The following is a 13,273-nucleotide window of genomic DNA, read 5'->3' on the forward strand; positions in this document are numbered from 1 at the left end:
GCTGCCTCCCGACGTACGATCGACGTCGGGGGCTGTGGTTTGAGAGATTTCCGTGTTCGGTGCGTTGACCAGCACACAGGTCACAAGGAGCGCCGCCGCAAGCCCAGCGTCCCTCAACGCAGGTCGGCGCGACCAATTGCGGATACGGACCGGCCAGGCTTGCACGATACGCAAACTATCACCGGGATATACGGCCGCGCGTGCGCCGCGAGGAGCATTCCGGCCGAGCGCAAGTACATCTCTGGATAGAGCGATCACGCATCAGCGGGCGGATGTGTGTTGGCGGCCGCGGGCAGCAGGCTCGTCCCATGATCAAACACACTCATCTGGCCGGCGCGAACCGAGTGGCTGGCCCCCGACAGCAAGCACGCCGCAGCCGCAGGATGTCGTGGCCGGGTTTCGCTCTCGTCTCCGTGTTGCTCTTCCTGATTACCGCGTGCGGGCAGACGGGCCACGACAAGGAGGTCGCCACGGCCGGCGGCAGCGCCACGGCCGGCGCGAGCGCTGGAACCGGTGGTAAGGCCGACGAGTTCAAGTTCGCGCAGTGCATGCGCGACAACGGGATCAAGAACTGGCCGGACCCACAAAGCGACGACGGCACCGGGTCCAAGAGCGGTGGTCCCGCGAAAGTCATCGGTCCGGAAGGTGTGGACCCGAAGACGGTCCAGGAGACGATGCAGAAGTGCAAGCAGTACTTGCCGAACGGCGGCGAGCCGCCGGAGAACGATCCGGCGCAGCTCGAGCAGATGCGCAAGTTCGCCCAGTGCATGCGTGAGAACGGGCTTCCCAAGTACCCCGACCCGGACGCCGGCGGAGGCAACCAGGGATTGCCCCGTGAGATCGACCCGAACTCGGCCGAATTCAAAACAGCCCAGGAGGCATGCAAGAAATACATGGTCAGGCCCAGTACGTCCGGGAGGGCAGGATGACCCGCGCGGGCCGCAGGCGCACGGGGCGCGTCATCGTCGTGGCGCTGGTGGGGTTGGCGATCGCCGGCGCAGCCGCGGCCGCTGCCGGCGTCGGGCTGTCGAAGGACGGGGCCGCAGGCAACCAAAACGACGATCTTCCGCCGGCCACGGCAAAGGTGACCCGGCAGACGTTGGTCGACACGCAGACCGAGAGCGGCGATCTCAGCTATGGGGACACGACCAAAGTGCTGGCCAAGGCCGGTGGAACGGTAACCGGGCTGGCGGCCGAAGGGACCGTGGTCAAGCAGGGTCAAGTCCTCTACCGGATCGACAACAAGCCAACCGTGCTTTTGTATGGGTCTTTGCCGGCCTATCGGGCGCTGTCGTCGGGAACTGAAGGGCCCGATGTCAAGCAGTTCGAGAAGAACCTGTACGCCTTGGGGTATCGCGGGTTCACGGTCGACGAGACCTTCTCCGACAATACCGCCGAGGCTGTCGAGGAGTGGCAGGACGACCTCGGACTGGACGAGACGGGCACAGTCGACCTCGGACGAGTCACCTACGCAAACGGGCAGGCGCGGATCGACACCCACGAGGCCGACATCGGCGCGAGTATCCAGCCCGGCGGCGCCATCCTCAGCTACACGGGAACGTCACGAGTGGTCGTCGTCGAGTTGGAAGTCGCCGACCAGCGGCTGGCCAAGAAGGGAAGCGGCGTCAAGGTGACCGTGCCCAGCGGCACCGTCGTGAACGGGAAGATCATCGGAACTCGCACTGTGATCGACACCAGTGACACCAGCGGGGGTGACCCTGAAACAAAGATCGAGGTCACCATCGCCATCAGCGACGCGAAGGCAGTCGTGGGGCTCGACGAGGCATCGGTCAAGGTCGGCTTCACCGCCGCCCAGCGAAAGAACGTGCTCACGGTCCCGATCGCCGCCTTGCTGGCGCTCGCTGAAGGCGGCTACGGCGTGCAGGTCGTCGACGGGACGAGCACCCGAATCGTGACCGTCGACACCGGCCTGTTCGCGGGCGGCCGGGTCGAGGTCTCCGGCAGCGGCCTGACTGCCGGCATGACGGTAGGGGTTCCGGCATGAGCGCAACGGCGAGCATTGCACGCGACGCGATGAGCACCGCCGTACAGGACGCGGCGGTCGTCGAACTGGTTGATGTGACCAAGTCATATCCGGGTGGGGTGACCGCGGTGCGGGCCGTTGACCTGCGCGTCGGCTACGGCGAGATGGTCGCGATCGTTGGCCCGTCCGGTTCAGGAAAGTCCACGATGCTGCACCTGATCGGGACGCTTGACCGACCGTCGTCCGGCAGGGTCCGAATCGACGGGCATGAGGTGGCGACGCTGTCGGACGGGCAGTTGTCGGCCTTGCGGGCAACGCGGATCGGCTTCGTTTTCCAGCAGTTCCATCTCGCGTCCGGCCTGTCGGCTGTGGACAACGTCGCTGATGGACTGCTCTATGCCGGGATGAGGTCGGCCGAGCGCAAGCGACGTGCGACGGCGTCGCTGATGCGTGTAGGCCTGGGTGACAGGCTCGACCACCGCCCGCATCAACTGTCCGGCGGGGAAAAGCAACGGGTAGCGATCGCCCGTGCGGTCGTCGGAGAACCAGCGCTGCTGCTCGCCGATGAACCGACCGGCAACCTCGACTCCAGGTCTGGCGCCGGGGTGATGACGCTTCTGCGACAGCTGCACGCCGCCGGCACGACAGTGATGGTCATCACCCACGACCGGGACATCGCGGCGAGCCTTCCCCGGCAGGTGTCCATGCGTGACGGCGAGGTGATCGTATGAGCACGCTCGCGCCGGCCCGGCTGCGTCCAGCCGACGTCGTACGCGTCGGTGCTTCCGGGCTCCGCACCCGGCCCCTGCGGGCGTTCCTGTCCGCTCTGGGCATCGCCATCGGTATCGCCGCGATGATCGCCGTCGTAGGCATCTCATCATCGAGCAGGGCGGAGCTGGACCGCCAGCTCGCCGCCCTCGGCACCAACCTGCTCACCGTGGCCCCCGGCGAGACTCTGTTCGGCGATACCGCGAGCCTTCCCCCCGAGGCGGTCAAGATGATCTCCCGGATCGGCCCCGTGACACAGGTCGCGGCTGTCGGCACCATCTCCGACACGAACGTCTACCGCAACGACAAGATCCCATCCGTCGAATCAGGAGGCATCTCGGTGCGCGCCGCACACCTCGACCTGCTCAAAACCGTGAGCGCGACGCTCGCGGACGGGACCTGGCTCAATGCGGCCACCGCTCGCTATCCCGCGATCGTGCTGGGATCCGGCACCGCCGATCGACTAGGCATCGGCTCGGCCGGAACCGAGATACAGGTCTACGTCGACGGCATCTGGTTCACCGTTGTCGGCATCCTCGACGAGGTGCTGCTCGCACCAGAGCTGGACTCCGCGGCGCTCATCGGTTGGCCGGCGGCCCAGTCTTATCTGGGCTTCGACGGCCACCCCACCACCGTCTACACACGCAGCGATGATTCCGCCGTCGAGGCGGTGCGGGGGGTGCTTGCCGAAACCGCCAACCCGCAGGCGCCCAACGAGGTAAAGGTGTCACGGCCATCGGATGCGCTGGCAGCACGTCAGGCGACCAACAAGGCATTCACCGGGCTGTTGCTCGGCCTGGGCGCGGTAGCTCTCCTCGTCGGCGGCGTCGGAGTGGCGAACACCATGGTCATCTCCGTCCTGGAGCGCCGCCCGGAGATCGGACTCCGTCGATCCCTTGGCGCCACCCGAGGGCAGATCCGACTGCAATTCCTCGCCGAGTCACTGTTGCTCTCGCTCCTCGGTGGCATCGGAGGCGTGGTCCTCGGCGTGACAGTCACGACGTTCTACGCCATAACCCAAGGCTGGACAGCGGTTGTGCCCGCTTGGGCGAGTATCGGAGGTATGGCCGCAACGGTCGTCATCGGCGCGATGGCCGGCCTCTACCCCGCCATGCGCGCCGCAAGACTGGCCCCGACCGAAGCCCTCGCAACACCATGAAGGGGCTCTCGAGTTGCTGGGTCTGTCCACGTGGCAGACCCAGCCGGGTCAGCCCTTGAGGCCGGAGAGGGTCATGGTGGCTACGAACTGCTTCTGGGCGATCAGGAAGAAGAGGATGAGGGGCAACGTGGCTACGACGTTGCCGGCCATCAGCAAGGACCACTCGGTCCGGCGGGTGCCCTGGAAGTTCGCCAGGCCGAGTTGAAGGGTGAAGGCGTGGTCGTTGTTGATCGCGATCAGCGGCCAGACGAGGTCGTTCCACGAGCCGAGCAGCGTGAAGATCGCCAGGATCGCGAGGGCGGACTTCGCCAGCGGGAGCACGATACGGGAGAAGACCTGCCAGCGATTCGCGCCGTCGATCAGACCGGACTCCTCGAGCTCCTTCGGCAGCGACAGGAAGAACTGCCGCATCAGGAAGATCCCGAACGCTGACGAGAGCCAGGGCACGATGGCCGCCCCGAGGCTGTCGATCAGCCGCAGCCGCGAGAACAGGAGGTACGTCGGGATCATCAGCAGCTGGGTGGGAATCATGATCGTTGCCAGGATCATGAAGATACCCACCCTCGGCATGCTGACGGCCCTTGGCGGCTGCGAGCCGCAGCTAGGAACAAGACTCACTTGGCGCCCGGGTCCGCCGCGGCGATCGGGACGACTCTTGAGATAGACCGCGCTCTAGGTTCTACGGTCGATCGGAGGACCGATTCGAGGAGTATTCATCGTGGACATGAGAGAATTCGGGCGACTGGGGCGCGTCAGCGCGCTCACGCTCGGCGGGGGCGGCATCGCGGGAGTCTGGGGCCGCACCGGCCGTGCAGAGGCGGTGGCAACCATCCGCGCCGCGATCGACGGCGGTATCACCATGCTCGACCTGGCGCCGGGATACGGCACGGACGCGGAGTCGGAGCGGGCAGCGGGCGAGGCGCTGCGCCCGTCGGACGACGTCATGATCACTACGAAGGTGCATTCGCAGGACGGCGATGCCGACATCCGGCGCAGTCTGCACGACAGCCTCGCCCGGCTGCGGCGGGACCACGTGGACCTGTTCCTGCTGCACACGCATCTGAGCCCGCGCGACCGGACACAGCCGGGGACAATCGACTGGCGGCGCTACCGTGACCAGGTGCTGCCCGAGTTCGAGCGGCTGCGCGACGAGGGGTTGATCCGTGCGTGGGGCATCACCGCTATCGCGCACCCGGACACCGTGCTCGACGCCTTGCGGGAGGCGCCCAGGCCAGACGCGGCGCAGGTCATCGTCAACCCGATGGACATGGTCGGCGACCTCTGGGTCTTCGACGGCGTGCCGCCGGCGAACGACGCGATCCGACGGCTGGCCAACAGCAATGGGGTGGCGGTCATCGGGATCCGCGCGGTCGCGGCGGGCTCGCTGACGTCGACGCTCGACCGGGACGTGCCGACCGATCACCCGGCGGCCGTGGACTTCGCGCGGGCCGAGCCGTTCCGCAAGCTGGCGGCCGAGCTCGGCGAGACGCCCGCGGCCTTGGCGCACCGCTACGCATTGAGCGTGCCCGGGGTGGCGACGGTGGTACTCGGGGTCAAGAACCGTGAAGAGCTGGCCGAGTGCCTCGCGGCCGAGACGCGGGGTCCGCTCACCGCCGAGGAGACGAACGCGGTGGTCGCACTGACCGCCTGAGTCACACTTCTTCTTCGCCAGTTGCCTGCTCGCACGTCGCTCGACTCGGCTTGGCGGAACTTGACGGGGCTCGCCGGGCTCGGCGGCGTACGTATCGATCAGGCGTTGGTTTGCGTCGCCCAGGCGCAGATGGCGGCGAGCGGCTCCTGCAGCGTCTTGCCGATATCGGTCAGCGCGTACTCAACATGCTGTGGGGGCGACTCCTTCAGCACTTGTCGCTGCACCAATCCGTCCCGCTCCATGCCGCGCAGCGTCTCGGTCAGGACCTTCTGTGTGATCCCTTCGACCCGGCGACGCAGCTCAGCGGGCCGCTGAGGACCAGCGAGCAACGCGTAGACAAGCAGCACTCGCCACTTCGAGGCGAGCCGTTCGAGCGCCTGCCGCGTCGCGCAGCCCTCCTCGAGCACATCCGGAACGACGAATGCCATCAACAACCCCCCAAGCGAATCTGCTTGTACCGCCGGCTCTCGTCGAAGGGCACCGCCAAGTGCCTTCTGTCCGACGAGCAGTGCGCGACCTAACGTTCAGCCAATGATAAACGTCGAGAGGAACGCGGCCGACATGTCCGAACGCACGTCCCAGTACCGCATTCACACCTATTCCGCTGCCGAAGCGGGTCTGTTCGTCAACAGCTATCTGATCGAGACGGCCGAAGGAGTCGTGCTCGTCGACGCGAACCTGCTGCTTTCCGATATCCGTGCCCTCGCCGCCCGTATCGAGGCGCTGCACAAACCTCTGCTCGGCGTATTCGTCAGGCACGCACACCCGGATCACTTCAACGGCCTGCCGGTGCTCGCCGGCGACGGGGTGCCCGTGTATGCGGCGGCCGGTGTGGCCGACACGATCGCGCAGATCGCCGACGCGAAGCGCGCGCAGTGGCAGCCGGTGTACGGCGACGAATGGCCGGACGGGCACCGTGTCCCGGACCGACGGCTGGCGACGGGGGATACCGTCGAGCTGGGAAGTTTGCGGTTCACGATGCACTCCGTCGGCGCGGCGGAGAGCCATGCGGACTCCTACCTGATGCTCGAAGACCGTGCTTTCATCGGCGACCTGGCCTTCAACGGCACCCACCCTTACACCGCGGACGGGCACGGCGACAGTTGGCTCATGGCGCTGGACACCGTCGCCGAAGAGCTCGACGGTGCCACGTTGTATCCGGGTCACGGCGCGCCAGGAGGCATCGGCATGCTGGCTGACCAGCGGCGATACCTCATGATGTTGCGGGAGACGGTTGGCCGCCTCGCCGGTGGAGCGTCGAGGCTGACCGACGCGCAACGCGAGGAGTTGACTGTCGTGATGACGCGTTTCCTGCCCGACGCGCCGCTGACCTGGATGATCGGCCTCGGTGCGGATGCGGTGGCGGCGGAGCTGGCCGGCGCCGTGGACAGTGGCGTCGGCACGGCGCCGACCGAGACGGTGGTGGCGTGAGCGCCGAGCGTGTCACCTTTACTGCCGACGGTCTCGAGCTGGTCGGTAACCTGGCCGTGGCCGGCGACGCAGCGCCTGCCGTCGTACTGACCGGCCCGTTCACTGGTGTAAAGGAACAGGTAGTCGGGACCTACGCCGCACAGTTGCACGAGCGCGGTTTCACCACACTCGCGTTCGATCACCGCGGCTTCGGCGAGAGCAGCGGGCGGCGGGCGCACGAGGACAGCCAAGGCAAGCTCGCCGACCTGCGCGCGGCAGTGAGCTTGCTCGCCGGGCACCCGGCCGTGGACCCGGCCCGTGTGGCGGTGGCCGGGATCTGTCTTGGCGGCGGTTACGCGGTTCGCGCGGCGGCTACCGACCCCAGAATTGGTGCGGTCGTCGGCATCGCGGGCGCCTACAACAGCCCTGTCCGTTTCAGCTCCGGTGACCCCCACAGTTATCGCCAAGCTCTCAAGTCGTTCCTCGATCGCTATGACGACGAGTTGCCTGCTGTCGCCCCTGGCGGGGCGATCGCGGCGATGCGTGGTGACGAGCCGTTCGCCTATTACGGCACACAGCGGTCGACGGCGGTGCACTGGGAGAACCGGGTCACCTACGGGTCGCTCCACGCGCTCATGACCTTCGATGCGCTTGGCACTGCGCCGATGCTCAGCGAGACCCCGCTGCTGGTTGTGCACGGCCGGACCGACGACTACTGCGCTCCGGAACTCGCCGAGTTGCTCTACAGAGACGCGACCGGACCGAAGGAGATGCGCTGGCTCGACGCCAGGCAACACATCGATCTCTACGATGTGCAGCCGTACGTCGGGCAGGCCGCCGACGCGGCCGCGACGTTCCTGCGCCGTCATCTCGGCGACGCCACCATGGTGCCCGACACAGCCTCGAACGCATGATCATCGGAGGGTTGCCCACGCCGGTGCACCGCAGTGGTAGATGACTTATGGTCGCGGCAAGCTCGGCAAATAGAAGTGTGGCGGAGGCTGGCTCAGCATTCGCCCGGGACTCTGGCCGGCCAGACGGTGAAACTCCTTGATGAAGTGACTCTGGTCGTAGTAGCCGGCGGCCAACGCGACAGGGGCTGCGCTCGTCGGCGACTTGAGGAGCATCGTCCGGATCACTCGTTGGAATCGAACGAGCCGCTGGAACTCCTTGGGTGACACACCCGCGGCCGCCGCAAATCCTCGGCGTAGGTGGCGGGTGCTGACGCCCAACGCCGGTGCCAGGTCCTTGAGGGAGGTCGAAGCCGGTTGCCGGTACAGCTGGTGAACGGCAGCCATGATCCGCGGATCTGTGCGATGAGTCGGCTGTCGACGGAGTACTTGCTCGGCCCTGGCGGCACGGACCGTGAGATCACCCGTGCCGTTCAACGCGGAGACGAGGTACCGGCCGGCCGGACCCAGAAGGTCACTGATGTCGACTGCTCGGTCGATCAGGTCCTCCACCGGGTGGTCAGTCAGGTAGGCGAGGGCGCCGGCACGCAGGCGGATGGCGGTAAATGCCACCATTCCATCAGCCGTCAAACTCCACCGCTCCCGGCGCATACACAGCAGGTGAGCCCGAGGTAGGGAGACCGGACTGTCTGCACCATGTGCAGTGAGCTGCGAACCTCGATGGAAGATCAACTCCGCGCCGGTGCCGGGCAACAGCGCGGGCAGCTCGCTCGGGTCGCCCTCCCAGGTCCAGATCCGATCAACGCACCGTGCGAGCGCCGGCCCAACCGGCACAAACGTCGTGCGCATAGCACCTATTTTAGCTGGTTCGCCGTACATGGCCGGGACATGCTCAGTCTCGCCTCTGAGCCGCACGAGCCCGTGGACGAAGGGCGGCCCCAGCCGATGGCCGCTTTTTCCTATCGATCCTCCCGGGTGGTGACAACCATGGTCGCCATGACAGCAGTATTCGCCATCTTGAAGGCGCGTCCAGAGCGCGTGGGCCAGGTTCAGCAGGAGCTTCTCGAGCTGAAGCGCTTGACGCGGGAGGAGGTGGGCGCGGTCGGCTACGAGGTTTTCCGTGGGGACGACGGAGTCTTCTTGGTCTTCGAGCATTACGTTGACCGGTCCGCCTGCGATGCGCACTTCGCTACTCCGTATGTGTCTGCCTTTCTGGCCCGCGTGCCGGAATTGTTGACCGGTGAACCGCAGGTCCAGTTCGCGACCGAAGTGTCTGATTCGAATCCTTCGTGACATCGACTTCCGAACGTTGAGGAGGCGGGAAGTATGCAGCGCAGTGTGTTGGGCAAGGACCTCGTCGTTTCCGCGGTTGGTCTGGGCTGTATGGGCATGACCTTCGGCTACGGGTCGGTGGGGCGGGAGCAGGCACTCGCCACCGTGGAGCGGGCGCTTGAGCGCGGGGTGACGTTCTTTGATACGTCCGACCACTACGGCTCGGGAACCAACGAGACGCTGATCGGGGAGGCGCTCGCCGGTCGGTGGGACGAGGTGCAGATCGCTACCAAGTTCGGGTCGATGCCGGTTCTCGAGTCGGGGCGGGTTCCCGACGGCAGACCGGAACAGGTGCGTCTGGCGGTGGAGGGTTCACTGCGTCGACTGGGTGTGGACACCATCGACTTGTACTACTTGCACCGGGTAGACCCCCGGGTTCCTATCGAGGAAACCGTCGGCGCAATGGCTCAACTGGTGTTGGAGGGCAAGGTCCGGCATCTGGGGCTCAGTGAGGCTTCGCCGGCGACAATCCGGCGCGCGCACGCGGTACACCCGATCACCGCAGTGCAGAGCGAGTACTCGCTGTGGAGCCGCGATGTTGAGCATGAGGTCCTGCCCACGTTGAGAGATCTCGGTGTTGGGTTCGTGCCGTACAGCCCCCTGGGACGGGGCTTCTTGACGGGCGCGATCGCTTCGGTGGAACAGCTCGACACGGACGACTTCAGGAGGGTTAGTCCGAGGTTCCAGGGTGAGAATTTCGCCCGCAATCGCCAGCTTTTGCGTCCGTTGCGTACTCTTGCCCGAACCGTTGACGCGACCCCGGCTCAGGTCGCGCTGGCTTGGGTGATGAGGATGTGTCCGGGAGCCGTCCCGATCCCTGGCACCACTCGGCCCGAGCGTATCGACGAGAACGTCGAAGCGCTGGCGGTGCAGCTCGAAGACGAACATTTGGCTGATCTTGACATCGCGTTTCCGCCTGGCGCGCCGGCCGGGACCCGCTGGCCCGAACAAATGATGGAGTTCCTGAACGGCTGACGAGCGCCCTATGCCCGGGTTGCGCCGACGCAGGTTCGCCTTCCAGCTGGCCCAAATGAATTCCGCCCGCCACACGCTTTCGGTATGGGAGTCGCTGGAGCACCTGCGGGACTACCCTGCTGCGAGCCGACGGCCCAGGTCCGGAGGCCTTCACGTTCCGGCGCTCCTTCCCGGCACTTCAGCCGACTGCCACGGCGAGCAGCCACCATCGGCTCATGCAGCTGATGGTGAGGCCGACAAGTGACGCAACAGCGGGACCACCGAGACCAGCACGAACACGCTGAACAGCGTCAAGGGCAACATGCCCGCCGGCCGTACCAGTGACCACCAGTCCTGTCTCAGCATCGACCAGTTGGCAAAGACGTTCGCCGGCACATCCATCGCCATCACGACCAATCCGAGCCAAACACCGTTCGGACGCGCCAGCGCCACCAGCACCACCACGATCGGATCCAGGACCACCAGGCTGATGAAGAACACCTGCAGCACGACAGGCCCGTACGAGGCATAAGCGCCGAGCCCGCCACGCAGAAGGTCCGCGACATGCGCGCGAGTTCCCTCAACGAATCCGATCACATACACAACCAGCGCACACCGAACCCAAACCGGTTGGGCGCCCCAACGCTGCCGCAATTCGATCCCCACCTCGAGAAGTTAACTGGCATGCCCCTCTGCCCGTGACCGCGACACCGCCTACAGGTCGTCGTACGCAACTATTGCGTCTGGCAACAACTTGACATTGGTTCCCGCCGGTGGGTCCGCTACGCGGTGCGCATCTGGCTCGTCGTTGCTTTACGACGGCCTGTGGGTCAGGGACGTGGTCCGGCGGGGATCACTCGGGCAGGCCGATGCCCGTCATGGATTCTGAGAGCGACCACAGGCGCCGGGCTTCGTCCTCGTCGACCTGGGCGTCGACCACGCGGCAGTCCGCGCAATACGCGCCGCCGTGTGCAGTGAGCATCGGTGACGTGGCTGCCCACAACGTCGTGGCTGCCCCCTGTTCGGGTGTCTTGAACAATCCTGGTGTGGCTACGCCGTTGCTGTCGATCCAACCGGCCGCAACCATCTCTTCGGTGTCCAAATGCCGTTGCAGCGGAGTGAGTATGTAGCCGGGATTGACAGAAAAGGCACGGACCTCGGCCCGGGCACCCAGCCGGTCGAGGTGGCGGGCGAAGAGAATGTTGGCGAGCTTCGATTGCGTGTACGCAGCCCATTTGTCGTATCCGTGCTCGAACTGAACGTCGCGCCATCGAATGGACCAGGCCGGGTCCCATCCCGAAGCGACCGAGACGACGCGAGCGCCTGCCGCGGAGCGGAGCGCGGGCCACAGCAAGCACGTCAGGGCGTAATGTCCTAGGTGGTTGGTCGCGAACTGCGCTTCCCACCCCGGACCGACGCGCGTCTCGGGGCACGCCATGATCCCGGCGTTCGCGATCAGGAGGTCCAGCCGGTCGTGCCGGTCCAGAAACCGTTGGCTGAACGCGCGAACGGACGCGAGATCGGCGAGGTCCACCTCGTCGAGCTCGATTCCGTCGAGGCCGTCCAGCGCCCGCTTTGCCGCCTCAGCGCGTCGAGCGGGAACGACAACACGTGCGCCGGCACGGGCAAGCTCGCGTGTCGCGACCAACCCGAGGCCGGAGTATCCCCCGGTCACCAAGGCCAAGCGGCCTGCGAGGTCCACCGTTGACATGACCTCGACGGCCGTGCTCTGCGCGTCGTGATCGGGGAGATGAGATTTGTCAGCCATGCCGAGCAAGCTAGGTACTAGACCTTGGTCTAGGTCAAGCGGTTACGGTGAAGGAATGAGCGGTCAGGTGCTGAGCATCGGCGAGGTAGCGAAGCGAACGGGGTTGAGTGTTCACGCGCTGCGGCTGTATGAACGCGAGGGCCTGCTCGCCGGCACCATCAGCCGGGACCGGTCCGGCAGGAGGGTGTACAGGTCGTCGGACGTCGAATGGATCTTGAACTGCATCAAGTTTCGGGCTTCCGGGATGTCCCTGGCCAATATCCGGCGGCTGGCGGAACTTGTGCGGAGGGGCGAAGGGAACGAGGCGGAGCGCCTCGAGGTGTTGCGCGAGCACAGCTCACATATCTCCGCAGAGATCGCGCAGTTGCTTGATTGTCTCGAACTGGTGAATGGCAAGATCGCCAGCTATGAACGGCATCTCGCGGAACTGGGGACCGGAGACCCTTGGTAACACCTGGAGACGTGCACTCCGTCAGCCAGCGCTACGCACCCGCTGCGTACCACCGAGCGACCCCGTGGGCAGCTCGCCGGGGAGTTCGTCCTCACAGGCTTCGCAGAAGCACCGAACCAATCCAACGCATCCGCCGAGTACGGCCTGTCGCGAGTCCTCGGTGCTCTATCAAGCCGCCGATGGCACTGAGCTGCCCTTGCTGGTCTTCGATCCGGGCGAAGACCTACGGCCGCGCGCCGGAACCTGGCGTCGCGCGGAATCTTCGCAGTCTCGGCCGGGTACCGGCTGCTGTCTCGTGGCGCTGCCGGCATCGACGATTGCATCGCTGATGTTCGACGCGCGGTCGAGCAGTTCGCGCGGCTGGCCGCGTTGCGCGGGCTCGAAGCACAGCAGTTGGCCTCGGGTGGCAGTTCGGCAGGTGCTCATCTCGCGCTTGTTGCCGCGATGACCGCCGCGGACGTGCCTACTGCGGCGTCGGAGCCCGCCGTCGCGGCGGTGGTCGCCCTCAATCCTGCGGGCTTGGATCTGCGGACCTTCGAGCCGGACGCGCAGCGCCGCCTCGAAAAGCAGGTAGGCATCGATGAGGGCAGGCTACTCGACTACTCACTGATCGAGTTCGTGCGACCAGGGAACCCGCCGATGCAGATCCACCACGGCACCCGCGACGACGTCGAGCCGATCGAGTCCGTGCGGCGGTTCCGGGACGCGATGGTGCGCTCTGGCAACGAGTGCACGCTACTCGAGTACGAAGACGCCGAGCATGGATTCCACTACCCTGGCAACAGCCAATACTTTGGCGACGTCATCGATACCATGGTGCGGTTCCTCCTCGACCGGATTGCATCGAAGTGAACCGGCAGAGCTCTACGATGAGCAGCGTTTCCC

At 66.0% G+C, this 13,273-nt stretch carries 16 protein-coding genes; 11 read left to right on the forward strand and 5 right to left on the reverse strand.

Going from position 1 to position 13,273, the window contains the following annotated elements; translation table 11 throughout:
- Positions 1-308: 308 nt before the first annotated feature.
- From EV647_RS41310 to EV647_RS41325, 4 genes are read left to right on the forward strand one after another with little or no spacing between them, the layout of a single operon-like run.
- Positions 309-929: a hypothetical protein gene (locus EV647_RS41310; RefSeq protein ID WP_134013087.1), complete on the forward strand. Its 621-nt coding sequence runs from the start codon at positions 309-311 to the stop codon at positions 927-929.
- Positions 926-2,005 carry an efflux RND transporter periplasmic adaptor subunit gene (locus EV647_RS41315; RefSeq protein ID WP_134013089.1) on the forward strand — a complete coding sequence of 360 codons (1,080 nt, stop codon included), beginning with the start codon at positions 926-928 and terminating at the stop codon, positions 2,003-2,005. Before EV647_RS41310 ends, EV647_RS41315 begins: the two co-directional genes overlap by 4 nt.
- Complete coding sequence (locus EV647_RS41320; RefSeq protein ID WP_134013091.1) at positions 2,002-2,715, forward strand: ABC transporter ATP-binding protein; 714 nt, start codon at positions 2,002-2,004, stop codon at positions 2,713-2,715. Before EV647_RS41315 ends, EV647_RS41320 begins: the two co-directional genes overlap by 4 nt.
- A complete protein-coding gene (locus tag EV647_RS41325) occupies positions 2,712-3,911 on the forward strand; it encodes an ABC transporter permease (protein WP_134013093.1) in 1,200 nt (399 codons plus the stop codon). The genes EV647_RS41320 and EV647_RS41325 overlap by 4 nt, the downstream gene beginning before the upstream one ends.
- 48 nt (positions 3,912-3,959) lie before the next feature.
- On the opposite strand, the gene EV647_RS41330 is transcribed toward EV647_RS41325, so the two are convergent.
- Positions 3,960-4,472, reverse strand: coding sequence for a carbohydrate ABC transporter permease (locus EV647_RS41330; protein ID WP_202876498.1), 513 nt, complete (start codon positions 4,470-4,472; stop codon positions 3,960-3,962).
- Positions 4,473-4,635: 163 nt separating this feature from the next.
- Between EV647_RS41330 and EV647_RS41335 the strand changes: the two genes are divergently transcribed.
- Positions 4,636-5,562, forward strand: coding sequence for an aldo/keto reductase (locus tag EV647_RS41335; protein WP_238177655.1), 927 nt, complete (start codon positions 4,636-4,638; stop codon positions 5,560-5,562).
- A gap of 98 nt (positions 5,563-5,660) precedes the next feature.
- On the opposite strand, the gene EV647_RS41340 is transcribed toward EV647_RS41335, so the two are convergent.
- Positions 5,661-5,990, reverse strand: coding sequence for a helix-turn-helix domain-containing protein (locus EV647_RS41340; RefSeq protein ID WP_134013097.1), 330 nt, complete (start codon positions 5,988-5,990; stop codon positions 5,661-5,663).
- A gap of 103 nt (positions 5,991-6,093) precedes the next feature.
- Between EV647_RS41340 and EV647_RS41345 the strand changes: the two genes are divergently transcribed.
- Both EV647_RS41345 and EV647_RS41350 read left to right on the forward strand, forming a co-directional pair.
- Positions 6,094-6,993: an MBL fold metallo-hydrolase gene (locus tag EV647_RS41345; protein WP_134013099.1), complete on the forward strand. Its 900-nt coding sequence runs from the start codon at positions 6,094-6,096 to the stop codon at positions 6,991-6,993.
- A complete protein-coding gene (locus tag EV647_RS41350) occupies positions 6,990-7,886 on the forward strand; it encodes an alpha/beta hydrolase (protein WP_134013101.1) in 897 nt (298 codons plus the stop codon). Before EV647_RS41345 ends, EV647_RS41350 begins: the two co-directional genes overlap by 4 nt.
- A gap of 45 nt (positions 7,887-7,931) precedes the next feature.
- On the opposite strand, the gene EV647_RS41355 is transcribed toward EV647_RS41350, so the two are convergent.
- On the reverse strand, positions 7,932-8,732 hold the full coding sequence (locus tag EV647_RS41355) for an AraC family transcriptional regulator (protein ID WP_166680563.1): 801 nt from the start codon (positions 8,730-8,732) through the stop codon (positions 7,932-7,934).
- A gap of 39 nt (positions 8,733-8,771) precedes the next feature.
- Here EV647_RS41355 and EV647_RS41360 point away from each other — a divergent pair, with 39 nt between their 5' ends.
- The gene (locus EV647_RS41360; protein ID WP_166680564.1) at positions 8,772-9,176 is read left to right on the forward strand and encodes a putative quinol monooxygenase; all 405 of its coding nucleotides are present in this window, start codon (positions 8,772-8,774) and stop codon (positions 9,174-9,176) included.
- 33 nt (positions 9,177-9,209) lie between these two features.
- The gene (locus tag EV647_RS41365; RefSeq protein WP_134013107.1) at positions 9,210-10,190 is read left to right on the forward strand and encodes an aldo/keto reductase; all 981 of its coding nucleotides are present in this window, start codon (positions 9,210-9,212) and stop codon (positions 10,188-10,190) included.
- A gap of 213 nt (positions 10,191-10,403) precedes the next feature.
- On the opposite strand, the gene EV647_RS41370 is transcribed toward EV647_RS41365, so the two are convergent.
- Together EV647_RS41370 and EV647_RS41375 are read right to left on the reverse strand one after the other, a co-directional pair.
- Positions 10,404-10,835, reverse strand: a complete 432-nt coding sequence (locus tag EV647_RS41370; protein ID WP_202876499.1) for a hypothetical protein — start codon at positions 10,833-10,835, stop codon at positions 10,404-10,406.
- Positions 10,836-11,022: 187 nt separating this feature from the next.
- A complete protein-coding gene (locus EV647_RS41375) occupies positions 11,023-11,937 on the reverse strand; it encodes an SDR family NAD(P)-dependent oxidoreductase (protein ID WP_134013295.1) in 915 nt (304 codons plus the stop codon).
- Between the two features lie 55 nt (positions 11,938-11,992).
- Between EV647_RS41375 and EV647_RS41380 the strand changes: the two genes are divergently transcribed.
- The gene (locus EV647_RS41380) at positions 11,993-12,388 is read left to right on the forward strand and encodes a MerR family transcriptional regulator (protein ID WP_134013109.1); all 396 of its coding nucleotides are present in this window, start codon (positions 11,993-11,995) and stop codon (positions 12,386-12,388) included.
- Between the two features lie 243 nt (positions 12,389-12,631).
- A complete protein-coding gene (locus EV647_RS41385; RefSeq protein ID WP_134013111.1) occupies positions 12,632-13,240 on the forward strand; it encodes an alpha/beta hydrolase in 609 nt (202 codons plus the stop codon).
- Positions 13,241-13,273: the final 33 nt, after the last annotated feature.

The organism is Kribbella sp. VKM Ac-2566 (genome assembly GCF_004366005.1).
Classification (GTDB): Bacteria; Actinomycetota; Actinomycetes; order Propionibacteriales; family Kribbellaceae; genus Kribbella; species Kribbella pratensis.

What these genes read in the sequence shown, in the direction of transcription:
- EV647_RS41310 (WP_134013087.1), top strand. Translation starts at nt 309, where the DNA reads ATGATCAAACACACTCATCTGGCCGGCGCGAACCGAGTGGCTGGCCCC.
- EV647_RS41315 (WP_134013089.1), top strand. Translation starts at nt 926, where the DNA reads ATGACCCGCGCGGGCCGCAGGCGCACGGGGCGCGTCATCGTCGTGGCG.
- EV647_RS41320 (WP_134013091.1), top strand. Translation starts at nt 2,002, where the DNA reads ATGAGCGCAACGGCGAGCATTGCACGCGACGCGATGAGCACCGCCGTA.
- EV647_RS41325 (WP_134013093.1), top strand. Translation starts at nt 2,712, where the DNA reads ATGAGCACGCTCGCGCCGGCCCGGCTGCGTCCAGCCGACGTCGTACGC.
- EV647_RS41335 (WP_238177655.1), top strand. Translation starts at nt 4,636, where the DNA reads ATGAGAGAATTCGGGCGACTGGGGCGCGTCAGCGCGCTCACGCTCGGC.
- EV647_RS41340 (WP_134013097.1), bottom strand. Translation starts at nt 5,990, where the DNA reads ATGGCATTCGTCGTTCCGGATGTGCTCGAGGAGGGCTGCGCGACGCGG.
- EV647_RS41345 (WP_134013099.1), top strand. Translation starts at nt 6,094, where the DNA reads ATGATAAACGTCGAGAGGAACGCGGCCGACATGTCCGAACGCACGTCC.
- EV647_RS41355 (WP_166680563.1), bottom strand. Translation starts at nt 8,732, where the DNA reads ATGCGCACGACGTTTGTGCCGGTTGGGCCGGCGCTCGCACGGTGCGTT.
- EV647_RS41360 (WP_166680564.1), top strand. Translation starts at nt 8,772, where the DNA reads ATGCTCAGTCTCGCCTCTGAGCCGCACGAGCCCGTGGACGAAGGGCGG.
- EV647_RS41365 (WP_134013107.1), top strand. Translation starts at nt 9,210, where the DNA reads ATGCAGCGCAGTGTGTTGGGCAAGGACCTCGTCGTTTCCGCGGTTGGT.
- EV647_RS41375 (WP_134013295.1), bottom strand. Translation starts at nt 11,937, where the DNA reads ATGGCTGACAAATCTCATCTCCCCGATCACGACGCGCAGAGCACGGCC.
- EV647_RS41380 (WP_134013109.1), top strand. Translation starts at nt 11,993, where the DNA reads ATGAGCGGTCAGGTGCTGAGCATCGGCGAGGTAGCGAAGCGAACGGGG.